At 44.7% G+C, this 11,695-nt stretch carries 11 protein-coding genes and 1 riboswitch; all 11 genes read right to left on the bottom strand.

Features of this window, described 5'->3' with window-relative positions:
• Nucleotides 1-12 precede the first annotated feature (12 nt).
• Nucleotides 13-570 (bottom strand): methyltransferase family protein, encoded by a 558-nt coding sequence (locus H0266_RS17615; RefSeq protein WP_181473765.1) that lies wholly within the window; start codon nt 568-570, stop codon nt 13-15.
• A 435-nt stretch (nt 571-1,005) separates the two neighbouring features.
• Nucleotides 1,006-1,143, bottom strand: a complete 138-nt coding sequence (locus H0266_RS17610) for a hypothetical protein (protein WP_181473764.1) — start codon at nt 1,141-1,143, stop codon at nt 1,006-1,008.
• A gap of 87 nt (nt 1,144-1,230) precedes the next feature.
• Complete coding sequence (locus H0266_RS17605; protein WP_181473763.1) at nt 1,231-1,455, bottom strand: hypothetical protein; 225 nt, start codon at nt 1,453-1,455, stop codon at nt 1,231-1,233.
• 111 nt (nt 1,456-1,566) lie between these two features.
• Complete coding sequence (locus H0266_RS17600) at nt 1,567-2,808, bottom strand: dicarboxylate/amino acid:cation symporter (protein WP_181473762.1); 1,242 nt, start codon at nt 2,806-2,808, stop codon at nt 1,567-1,569.
• 375 nt (nt 2,809-3,183) lie between these two features.
• A complete protein-coding gene (gene acsA, locus H0266_RS17595; RefSeq protein WP_181473761.1) occupies nt 3,184-4,884 on the bottom strand; it encodes an acetate--CoA ligase in 1,701 nt (566 codons plus the stop codon).
• Between the two features lie 14 nt (nt 4,885-4,898).
• The gene (locus H0266_RS17590) at nt 4,899-5,612 is read right to left on the bottom strand and encodes an ABC transporter ATP-binding protein (protein WP_181473760.1); all 714 of its coding nucleotides are present in this window, start codon (nt 5,610-5,612) and stop codon (nt 4,899-4,901) included.
• A 15-nt stretch (nt 5,613-5,627) separates the two neighbouring features.
• On the bottom strand, nt 5,628-6,464 hold the full coding sequence (locus tag H0266_RS17585; protein WP_181473759.1) for an ABC transporter permease: 837 nt from the start codon (nt 6,462-6,464) through the stop codon (nt 5,628-5,630).
• Between the two features lie 17 nt (nt 6,465-6,481).
• Nucleotides 6,482-7,465, bottom strand: a complete 984-nt coding sequence (locus tag H0266_RS17580; RefSeq protein WP_181473758.1) for an aliphatic sulfonate ABC transporter substrate-binding protein — start codon at nt 7,463-7,465, stop codon at nt 6,482-6,484.
• Nucleotides 7,466-7,807: 342 nt separating this feature from the next.
• Nucleotides 7,808-9,595 (bottom strand): PLP-dependent aspartate aminotransferase family protein, encoded by a 1,788-nt coding sequence (locus tag H0266_RS17575; RefSeq protein ID WP_181473757.1) that lies wholly within the window; start codon nt 9,593-9,595, stop codon nt 7,808-7,810.
• A gap of 105 nt (nt 9,596-9,700) precedes the next feature.
• A riboswitch (SAM riboswitch) is annotated at nt 9,701-9,815 on the bottom strand.
• Nucleotides 9,816-9,887: 72 nt separating this feature from the next.
• Nucleotides 9,888-11,033, bottom strand: a complete 1,146-nt coding sequence (locus H0266_RS17570; protein WP_181473756.1) for a trans-sulfuration enzyme family protein — start codon at nt 11,031-11,033, stop codon at nt 9,888-9,890.
• 59 nt (nt 11,034-11,092) lie between these two features.
• Nucleotides 11,093-11,686 (bottom strand): NUDIX domain-containing protein, encoded by a 594-nt coding sequence (locus tag H0266_RS17565; protein ID WP_181473755.1) that lies wholly within the window; start codon nt 11,684-11,686, stop codon nt 11,093-11,095.
• Between the last annotated feature and the right edge of the window lie 9 nt (nt 11,687-11,695).

Here is an 11,695-nt window from a genome sequence, read left to right as displayed (position 1 = left end):
CCACCTCCGAATTTAATAAACAAATGGAACTAAGCGGTATCTGTTCTCACACCACTGCCGGTACAAGTCCCCGTGAGCTTCAATAAGCATTGCTTCTTCTATGCGAATTCTATGTAGTAAAGCAATGGTCACAAGACCTCCACAGAACACAGCCGTCCATATATTCCCTACTCCCAAACAAAAACCGACGATGATAAAAAAAAGCCCTGTATAAAGAGGATGCCTCAACTTCCGGTACGGTCCGGTACTGACTAGCTTATCCCCCTTTTGAACGGATACATCCCGGGTGAATTGATCTTTTAAATGCAAAATCCCCCAGTATCTCAAGCCCACTCCAGCAGCGTAGATCACTAATCCTACCCACCATAGAGTGCTAGAAACGATAATCCCCGTTTGCAACTCTCTCATCACTAGAGATAAAACAATCGCTAGAATAATGGCAACAAGAATGAGAGGAAAAGATCGACGCTCAAGCTGTCCACCATCTTCGCTACTCCGGTTTCGGAATAAGAAGAATTCCACTAACCAAAGTACTGTAATAACGATAAACAATACCTCGAAAACATTCATGTATAAGTATTCTTCGTGCATTGCAACCTAAGCATACCTTCCCCTCCCCATTCTCGCCATAGCTGCTACCTTCTACTTTTCCCATAATGACAGGAGTTTAAACGATACAAAGGAGAAAAACTTGAACGCTGGCTACCAATCAATTTATGATTGTACAAACAGACGTATTAAATAGGAGGCGCTCCTCATTGTTACCGTTCATATATCCATTTGTTTCTAAAACCACTTCTGGAAGTCAGAGGCTCACATGACTTTATTTTATTGGTTCTTCATATTATCTGTCGTGCTCATCACGTTTTTCGTTATTTTCAAGAAGTTGACGAAAACGAGCTACTGGATCATGGGGGTTGTACTGCTCCTTTATGCCTTTATACTCCTAATGAATATACCACCAAACTAAGGATAATGAAGTGAAAGCAAACAGAGACAGGCAAGTCATTCTTTTGTCCCTACCTGCACATCTACCTTTTTCGCTCGAATCAAGGCGTTAAGCAATCGAGAGAGGACTTTTCTCAGCGGTGTTGGCTGCTCTATATATTGAAAAGCGTCGAAACGGCCATACCATCTGCGCACAAAACAAACTTCCATTGAGCAGAACCTTTCTCAGCTTTTCTAACACAAAAAACGACCAGACAATATCTGGTCGTTTCCCTTAAGTCATTATCCTTTTTCTCTTCTTTGCTTATTGATCGCTTCACGTATGTGATAAAGCTCCGCATACATCGCTGTAGCATAGACAGAAATGATACTTAAGAACATCGACAGGACGAAGGTCGATCCATCCAAACCGAACCCTTGTACAGATGTGAAGCCTACAATTGCGCCTATAATGACACCAATCCCCGTAAGAATTATGATTTTCTGTAATGTTACCGAATAAAACACAGGACCACCTCTTTCGCTTCCTTTTTTGTAAATATACCCTAGAGTGCCCAGCTTTACACATTCCTTATCCCATAGAAAAAAGCCGCCTCCCATTGGAGACGGCTCGTCACATTAAGCTTGAAGACGCTGTTCTTCTAGATTTTCAATACCGTGTTTTTTCTCAGACTCTGACACAACGACCGCACATGCGGCATCACCCGTAATGTTCAAGGCTGTACGCGTCATATCCAACAGACGGTCGATACCAATGATCAGCGCAATACCTTCTACCGGCAAAGCCACTTGATTCAATACCATCGCAAGCATGATGAGTCCAACTCCTGGCACCCCAGCTGTTCCGATACTGGCAAGAACGGCTGTAAGAATGACCATAATAATCGCAGAGAAGGATAAATCAATGCCATACACTTGAGCAATAAATACAGTCGCCACACCTTGCATGATGGCTGTACCATCCATGTTGATGGTGGCACCGAGCGGTTGCACGAAACTACTGATCGGTTTTGGCACATTCAAATTCTCTTGAGCTGTTTTCATAGAGATTGGTAGCGTAGAACTACTACTGGAGGTACTGAAACCGACTGTCATAGCCGGGAAGAACCCTTTGAAGAATTTGACCGGGCTCATCTTTCCTAAGAAGGAAACAGCAGATCCGTACGTTACAATCGCATGAATGAATAGGGCGGCAATGACGACAACCATATACATGAACATCGCTTGCGCACCATCTAACCCCATCTCACCAATCGCTGACGCTAATAAACCAAAGGCACCATATGGCGCAAACTTCATGATCATGTTTACAAGGTACATCATAATGTCATTACCTTGTTCAATGGCTTTCATCAGTCCACTCGTCTTTTTACCAAGCATTGCCAAAGCAAGGCCGATAAAGATAGAGAAGAAGATGATCTGCAACATATTCCCTTCAACCATCGCTTGGATTGGGTTGGTCGGAATAATGTTCGTAAATGTTTCGACTACTGTCGGCGCTTCTGAACTCTCATATTCAGCACCTGTCGTATCGATATCGATATTTCCCGGTTCCACGACGTAAGCTAAGGAAATTGCAATGGCAATCGCAATCGTTGTCGTAACAAGGAAGAAGCCTACAGTTTTACCACCAATGCGCCCCAGTTTCTTCGGATCACCCAAAGAAGCTGTCCCTAGCGTAATGGAGAAGAAGACAATCGGCACAACAAGCATCTTAATCAGATTTAAGAAGATGGTACCTAATGGACCGAATATATATGTGTCTAATGTAGTGAATAAATCGGGCGCCCCCAAGTTCAAGGCTAAGCCGATCGCCGCACCAAGAATCAGACCAATGAATATTTTTACTGTTAAATTCATTGAATAACCTCCTAATCGTTAATGAAAACGCTTTCTTTTTCTTTCACTCGTAAATTTTTTTGTATGATAAAAAAAGCGTATTTCATTGTTACGTTTGTTTTTGAGTTAGCCCTAGGATCGGGCATGGACGAAGCGAAAGGTATAAAGCGATGGGTTGAATTGTTAGAAAATATAAACAATTAAAACAGTTCTTTGTTGTGCCATTTTAAAATTATAGCACAGGGTTTTACAATAGAAAATATAAATTTCACTAATTTAATAGAAAGTAATACGACTGACATTTCTTAAAATCTATGTAAGCGCAATCAAAAGTAGTACATGAAATGAACAAAACACCTTACATAGAATGTTCCTCATTCTTGCAAGGTGTCACGTTTATGATGAGAACGTCGCTCTTTCCTGTTCTCTTTTCTTCAATTCTCTACGTAATAGCTTTCCACTGATTTGTGTTTTTGGTAATTCTTCTAGTACTTCAATTTCTCTCGGGGCTGCGTGTGCCGCCAATTTATCTTTGACGAACAAGCGAACTTCTTTGAAAAGTTCCTCTCCCCAGTCATAGCCATGATTGATAGTGACGAAGGCTTTGACGATTTCTCCCCGTACATCATCCGGTTTTCCAATGACCCCAGCCTCTTTGATTGCAGGGTGTTCAATCAGCTTACTCTCCACTTCGAAAGGACCGATCCGCTCTCCCGATGAATTGATCATATCGTCACTGCGCCCTTGGAAAAATACATAGCCATCTTCATCAAGATAGGCGAGATCTCCGGCAATATACCAGTCTTCTCCATAAGGAAAATAGCTGTTGAATTTCTGCTTATTCTTCCACACTTCCTTCATGATTGATGGCCAAGAAGTCCGAATGGCGAGATGACCAGTTTCAAACGCTGGCAATGGACTACCCTCTTCATCAAGTATGGATACTTCAATCCCTGGAATAGGACGTCCCATCGATCCTGGCTTTATAGTTCGGGTCGGTACGTTCGCGATTAACTGCGCCCCCGTCTCTGTCATCCACCACGTATCATGGATTCGTAAGCCAAGTGTTTCATACGCCCAGTAAATCACCTCGGGATTTAAGGGTTCCCCCACACTCAGAATGTGCCTTAAAGAAGAAAGATCGAACTTTTTCTGCAAATCTTCCCCCTCTGCTTGCAACATTCTAAACGCGGTAGGCGCACTATACCAAACGGTGACCCCCGCTTCTTCTAGCACTTGATACCATGCCTCTGCGGAGAAACGCCCCCCATGAATCACGACAGTAACACCATTTAATAAAGGGGCGAACACACCATACACGGTCCCTGTCACCCATCCAGGGTGAGCGGTGCACCAATAGACGTCGTTTTCATGTAAATCCAATACCCATCTTCCTGTTTGGTATTGCTGTATCATATTACGATGAGCGTGAATGATTCCTTTCGGTTTACCTGTCGATCCACTCGTATAATGAATGTTCAAACCATCTTCTAAATCAACCCACTCTACTTCAGAGAAAGAACTTTCCACGCGTGCTTCCTCAACAATCGAAATCTCGGTGGTATCGTTCCCAGAATCCGTCGTAAATATATGACGAAGGCTAGGAATCTCTTCTTTATTGACTCGATCCATGAAGGATTGATCTGTGATAAGGTACTTACCTTCACAATCGTTGATTCGATCCTTCACAGCTTCCTCCATAAACGCTTCGAATAAAGGACCGACAACAGCTCCAATTCGAATTGCAGCTAACATGGCAATATACCCGTATGGATGTTTAGGTAAGAAAACAAATACATAATCCCCTTTGCCGACCCCATAACGCCTTAACACGTTCGCCCAACGACTCACCTCACTTTGCAGTTCATGATACGTGTAGGTGATCGCCTTTCCTTTTCCTATATAATAGAGAGCCCGGTGCGCTCCCTTCCCTGCGTTTACATGGCGATCGATGCACTCGTAAGCCATATTCACTTGCCCACTCTTACTCCACGTAAAAACGTCATGCACGTTTCTCCAATCAAAAGGCTCACCTTCCTTATACTCCTTTTGAATATGAGAACCGCCGGAATGCGGTGGTAAAACGGAGTCTCTCATTCTTGAATCCCCCCTTACGTTTTGGTAAAGTCTAGTTCTTTCAAAATCTCTTCTTTCAATTCTGCTAACTGGGCGTCCCCACGTTTACGTGGTTTCGGTCGATCTATGTGAATCTCAGACTCGACCTGACCAGGCTGTCCCCTCATGATGATCACCCGATCACATAAATATACGGCCTCGTCGATATCATGCGTTACAAGTAAAGTGGTCGTGTCATGCTTCTCCCAAATGGAAAGCAACAAATCTTGTAGCTGCATTTTCGTAAAAGCATCAAGGGCACTAAAGGGTTCATCCAATAATAGAATCTCCGGCTGATGGAGCAACGACCTGGCAATCGCCACACGTTGAGCCATACCTCCAGACAAATCTTTCGGAAAATGCTTCTCAAAACCTGCAAGCCCTACTGTTTCAAGCAGTTCCTCTGCCTGTTGTTGTGAGGAAGCTCTCTTTGCACCAAATGTAATATTGTCGATTACATTAAGCCAAGGCATCAAACGTGGCTCTTGAAACATCATCCCAAAAGCTTGATCAGGGTTCTCGGCAGACGTCTGTATCATCCCTTGGTAGTTCGGATCCAACCCAGCTAGAACACGGAGGAGTGTACTTTTTCCACACCCGCTCGTTCCTAGAACACCGACAACCTCCCCTTTACTTAACTGAAAGTCGACATGGCGAAACCCTGCTTTTCCATGTTGAAAAATCCGTGATACACAATCGACCGTTAGCATAACCAATCCCCTTTCTTATGACGCATTTTCCATATTGTCCTGCCAGCGAAGCGCTCGTGTTTGAATGCGTTTCAACACTTCATCTGTCACCTTCCCGAAGATGGCAAATAACAAGATGCTTCCGACAACCAGCTCAGGAGCCGACGTATTTTGTCCAAAGACCATTAAATACCCAAGCCCTTGACTTGCGCCGAGCAATTCGGCTGCGACAACGAACATCCACCCTAGACTCAATCCGCTTCTTATGCCCACTAAAAAAGAAGGGAAAGAAGCCGGCAGAATAATCCGCCGTATCAACTGAACACTCGAAAAGTGATACATACGCCCGACTTCAATCAGTTTCCGGTCCACACCTTGAATACCGGATGTGAGATTCAAGTAAACGGGGAAGAACACCCCGACCGCAACTAAGGTTATTTTTGATGTCTCTCCAATACCGATCCAAAGAATGAATAATGGTACCCAAGCAAGTGAGGGAATGGCACGTAACGCTTGAAGCATCGGATCCAGTAACTGATTCGCTATCTTGCTGTAACCAGTTGCGGCACCAAGGACGATGGCAACGGAGGTGCCGACAAGGAAACCAGCCAGAACACGGTAAAGGGTAATCCATATATGTCCCCACAGCTCTCCTGACTGCGCCATACTCACAACTTCTTCCAGCACGGTCGTTGGAGCCGGGAGAAGATGAGGAGCTACCCACCCGATCCGCGAAGACAGTTCCCAGAGAATCACTAAAGCAATAGGAATTAAACTTCCAAGAAACACGTTGGATTTCCAAAATGGAAACGATCTCTTCTTCTTCTTTTCTTTCACAGAGGGAGTGACGGCGACTTCAGTACGACTAGACATGATTACGCCCTCCTTGTTTATGGATTGATGACTTCTTCAGCCAATGCAGGTTGAATCAAATCGTCAGCCAGGTCATCGATGTTCACATCGGCATCAATGATTTCCTCTGCTTGCAAAACTTTCCCTGCCCCAATAATCGTCTCTTTTAGAGCTTTACCAGGAACCGGGTTCGAGAAATCATTTCGCTCTAGTCCTTTCTTGGCAACTTCTAAATCAATACCTGCTTCGTCTGCTAAGATTTGTGCAGCCTCTTCAGGGTTCTCAATGGTCCACCTTCTCGCTTTTTCATACACTTCAATCACGGTCTTGACGATTTCAGGATGTTTCTCTGCGTATTCCGAACGAACGTTCAATGTGCCATATGTGTTGAATTCAGGATTTCGATAAAATAAATTCGCATCGGATTCAAGCTCCAGACGCGCCATATGAGGATCAAGGCCAGCCCATGCGTCCACACTGCCTGATGTTAGCGCCGAGCCACCATCTGCGTGTTGTAGGTTGACTAACTCAATATCTTTTGGAGATAATCCGTGTTCCTTTAAGGCCCGAACTAAGAAAATATATGGATCCGTTCCAAGTGTCGCCGCGACTTTTTTCCCTTTCAAATCTTCAACAGACGAGATGTCAGAGTCAGCATTGGTTACGAGCGCTGTCCATTCCGGCTTCGAATATAAGTAAACAGTTTCTACAGGCGCGTTATTCGCTTTGGCCATCAATGCCGCCGCACCAGCTGTCGATCCAAAGTCGACACTGCTGGAATTCAGAAACTCAAGCGCCTTGTTACTCCCTTGACTGAGGACAAATTCAACGTCGATACCAAGATTTTCAAACGCTTCCTCTGCCCAACCTTTTTCCTTCAAAACAAGACTAGTCGGAGAGTAGTACGCATAGTCGAGCGTCACTTTACTTGGTGTCTGCTCCCCTTCAGCACTTCCTGAACATCCAGCCAGAATCAGTCCAAGCACAACCAGTGTAAAGATGAACCACGATCGTTTTTTCATTACATCCGCTCCTTTTATGTGAAACTATTCACATTTAATTATGATATTCTTTTAGTTTTATTGAGCTGAAATATCTTATAACGTAGAACTTTGGTGAAAATCTGACGGGGTTAGATTGAGAATCAAAGTATATACTGTCCATGATGTGGGTTCGCTCATATTTAATATGAGGGGTGGATTTGAAACAATGATACTCCCACGGAAGAAGGAACAGGGTATGACCCCACCCAGATTGGAACGAACGAGGGGGTTCGCCCGTTCCCCCGGAGGAAAAAGAGTTGTTTCAAAACCACCGCTTCCCTTTTTAAAGTTACGCCCCCCTACTCTTAACGGATTCTATTTTTAGATATCACAAGCATACGTATCGATCGTGCCGCGAAGCCTTTGAGCTTCCTTATACGTACAACGGTTATGCACGACCTCGAGCCCTGCGTCACTCGCAATTTCTGCTGCTTTCGGTGCAATCACGCCTTCTTGCAGCCAAAATACCTTCGGACGAACATCCGCTGCTTCCTTGGCAATTTCAATGGCCGCTTCCGGGCTTCTGAACACTTGGACGACGTCGATGTCGAACGGAACCGATTTCAGATCAGGATAAGCGGTCTCTCCCAGCACTTCCGTTTCCCGCGGATTGACAGGCACGATTTGATAGCCGAGACGTTGCATTTTCCTTGCCAATCGATGACTCGGTCGTGATGGCTTTCCACTTAAGCCGACAACCGCTAACCGTTTCGCACGTTTGACGGTCTCTCCGTCGACCTCTTCTTCCAAGTGCGGTGACTGGAGTGCCCATTTGATTACCCCTTCATCATTTTCCGTTATCCCACGGTTTGACTCTTTTCCCGTTGCCGTTGCGATTGCCCGGTCTAAGTCATGAATCAAGTCCTTCGCTGACTCTAAGCCTACGGATAGTCGGATCAATTCTTCCGTTACACCGCTTGCAGCCAAATCTTCGATGGACAACTGCTGATGCGTCGTGGATGCTGGGTGGATGATCAGTGACTTCGCATCCCCAACATTGGCTACGTGAGACCATAAAGCAATATTGTCAATGATTGTGCGGCCGGCTTCGCGTCCGCCCTTAATCCCGAAGTTCACGATTGATCCATAACCGCCTTCAAGGTATTTTTGCGCCAACTCATGAGCTGGATGATCTTTCAATCCTGGATAAGAGACCCACTCGACGTCCGGATGACCTTGTAAGTACTCTGCAATTTCCTGAGCATTGTCACTATGGCGATCCACGCGCAAGTGCAGTGTTTCTAATCCTTGAAGAAGGAGAAAAGCGTTCTGCGGACTCAGACAGGACCCAAAGTCACGTAAAAGCTGCACACGTAATTTGGTGATGAAAGCAAGTGTTCCGAAGTCTGCTGTATAGACAATTCCGTTGTAGCTTTCATCCGGTTCTGTGAAAACGGGGAATTTTTCATTGTTCCAGTCGAATCGCCCACCGTCGACCACTACACCGCCGACTGTTGTTCCATGTCCTCCGATCCATTTTGTCGCAGAGTGGACGACTATATCAGCCCCTGATTCAATCGGCTTACAGGAGTACGGTGTGGCGAAGGTGTTATCGATAATGAGTGGAATATCGTTGTCGTGAGCGACTTCAGCCACTTTTTCAATATCCAACACATGAAGGCTCGGATTCCCGATTGTTTCAGCAAACACGGCTTTTGTTTGATCCGTAATGGCTGTTCTGAAATTTTCAGGATCTTTTGGATCAACAAATCTGACTTTAATGCCATATCGCGGTAAAGTGTTTGCGAATAAATTATACGTGCCGCCGTAAAGGTTAGCCGCGGCAACGACTTCATCGCCTGCTCCTGCAATATTCATAATCGATAAGGCAATCGCTGACATGCCAGATGCAGTGGCTACAGAAGCTACGCCCCCTTCTAGAAGGGCCATCCTTTTCTCAAATACATCCACCGTCGGGTTTCCGATTCGCGAATAAATGTTTCCGGGTTCGTCTAGAGCAAATAAACTTTGTGCGTGATCCGTGTCTTGGAACACATAAGATGTCGTTTGATAAATCGGAACCGCTCGTGATCCCGTCGTCGGATCAGGTGACTGTCCCCCGTGTAGCGAAATCGTGTCTACATCATAACTCTCTACTTGTTTACTCATTTCATCGTCCTCCTAAAATGGATGGTTCTTATCAATATCCGTGACAATAACAACAAAAAGCCCCTCTTCTTTGATAAGAAGAGGGGCTTGAAATACACAATCCTCCTCTTATCTTCCAGATCAGTCATGCTGATCTGTAGGATTTAGCACCTTTTCAAACCGATGTTTGAAGGTTGCCGGGCTTCGCAGGGCCTATTCCCTCTGCCACTCTTGATAAGAGATCCTTATTTAATTAACTATGATGAGAATTATAAAACACAAGATGACTGAATGTCAATAATTTTTAGAATATTTAATTTACTGATTGCGAAATCGCTGCTTGGAACTGCTCGATAATGTCCGAAGCTTCTTCAATACCAATGGATAAACGTATGACATAATCGTTGATGCCTATGTTTTCGCGTTCTTGATCAGAAAGGGCACGATGAGAGGTCCGCACTGGATAAGACACTGTCGTTTCGACACCAGCCAGTGTAGGGGCAATTTTGATCCAACCTAAAGATTTGAAGAAAGTCTCAACTTGTACACGCTCTGATAATTCAATCGTCACAATCGCACCGTTCCCACGTTCTGAAACAAACTCCGGATAATAGACATGATGCACATGATCATTGGACTCCAAAGCACGCGCTAATTCTTTCGCATTATGAGACTGCTGTTTCATTCGTAAAGCAAGCGTCTTTGCGCCACGTTGGGTCAGCCAAGCTTCAAATGGACTCAAGTTGGCTCCTAAAGTCACTACTTTTTGCGTAGCTTTTTGGATGAGTTCTCCTCCCCCTACAAGTACACCGGATGTTACGTCACTATGACCGCCTATATACTTCGTAGCACTATGTACGACAAGATCAATCCCCTTTGTAAAAGGTTGTAACAAATAAGGTGTGGCGAATGTATTATCCACCATCGTATATAATCCGTTGTCTTTCGCTAGGGATACAAGCGCACCTAGGTCTTCCACTCTGAGGAACGGATTGGACACGGATTCCGTATAAAGCAAGGTCGTATTGCTCTTAATTTCGTTCTTCACCTTGTCTATGTCTGCAAATGGGACCATCGTCACTTCAATGCCGAACGTTTTCAGTTCTGAATTGAGCAATTTATGTGTGCCACCATAAACATCATCCGCTGCTACAATATGATCTCCTGGAGACGCAACAGCCAGGATCCCTGCTAATATGGCAGACATTCCTGAAGAAGTCGCGACACCTGCTTCTGCTTCTTCTAACTGAGCAATGGTTTGGCTCAGCTCGTCTGTATTGGGATTTCGTTCTCTAGAATATAAGTAAGGACTACCACCTTCATAATAGCTTTCAAGATGATCTAGATCCTTGAACGTGAACGCGGTCGATTGATAGATCGGTGTATTTTTACTATTTTGTACTTGTTTTTGGTCAAATTTCTGATGAACCACCTTTGTTTCAAATGATGAATGACTCATATTTTTCCTCCTCTAGCTGTCCAGTTATGGCAAGATTATATAGAGACTCTGCACCCTTGTCAAAGTTTTTCGACTTTTTCCATAACGTGTTGAATGATGAATTGAATATACCCCCATGAATGAGGGACGACATCCTGAAAGGTCATGTCTCCTTCTTCTCCCGTGATGACAGACTGGTACTTTACGGGATCGTTCTTCAGAAAAGGGACATCGACCAGACGAACTCTGATGATGTCCGACACCTCACTGCTCACCTGCAGTGAACCTGACTGATCGATACGATAGAGAAACACGCGACATATTTCTCGGTCCTTTAGGTCTTCAAAAAGCAATTCCTCTTTGTATGTCCCAAGCGTTTCCATTTGATCATGATCGATGGATAACCCGACTTCTTCTTCAATTTCACGAACCCCCGCATCCATTACCTTCTCACCTACTTCAATATGTCCGGCAGCCGTAATGTCAAACAGTTTAGGAAAGTCGGCTTTGTCTTCTGCGCGTTTCTGAAAATATAAGAATGTGCCCTTCTCACTCACTTCATAAAACCAGCAATGGAAGGTTTCGTGCCAATCTCCATCCCGGTGGACAAGGGAGCGTCCTTTAGGTTGTAATGGCTCTTCATTCTCATTGAAAGTCATCAACCACTCTTCCACTATTCCCAC

Source organism: Halobacillus locisalis (genome assembly GCF_013694105.1).
In the GTDB taxonomy this organism is placed as follows: domain Bacteria; phylum Bacillota; class Bacilli; order Bacillales; family Halobacillaceae; genus Halobacillus; species Halobacillus locisalis.
This window is presented reverse-complemented; position numbering and strand designations above follow the sequence as displayed.